General features: G+C 36.6%; 1 protein-coding gene. It reads right to left on the bottom strand.

Annotation, left to right across the window (positions count from 1 at the left end):
* On the bottom strand, positions 1-329 hold a 329-nt coding region (locus CSV68_RS16570; RefSeq protein ID WP_143561022.1), incomplete at its 3' end, for a glutathione peroxidase.
* Positions 330-497: the final 168 nt, after the last annotated feature.

Raw genomic sequence — 497 nt, forward strand, 5'->3', positions numbered from 1 at the left:
AGATACGTAAATAAAGGTTCTGCTTCATCCCCTTTCACATCTACCTTGGCAAACATAGGGAATGTCACACCATAATTCATTTGGCAGAAATTCATCGTCTCATCAATATCATCAAATTCTTGGTTATTGAAGTTATCCGATGGGAAGCCTAATATAACCAGCCCTTGATCTTTATATTCTTCATACAGTTGTTGCAGTTCTTTAAATTGTTTTGTGAAGCCGCATTTACTGGCGGTATTGACAATGACCATTGGATTTCCTTCAAATTCTTTTAGAGACTTCTTTTCTCCGTCTGTAGTTTTCACAGTAAAGTCGTAAACTGTTGTCATGCAGTATCGCCTCTTTTCTTTTAGTATATTTTACCTGACTATTGAACGAATACCTAGTATCTTGTTTACTAATAAGATTTTTAGAGTATTAAGGAGAATAATGTAGAGGGTAGTTTTAGGAACGCTTGGCGTGAGTCTTTGAGTGGTTAGGCAAGGGGATTGAGCACT

Source organism: Sporosarcina sp. P29, assembly GCF_002743265.1.
In the GTDB taxonomy this organism is placed as follows: Bacteria; Bacillota; Bacilli; order Bacillales_A; family Planococcaceae; genus Sporosarcina.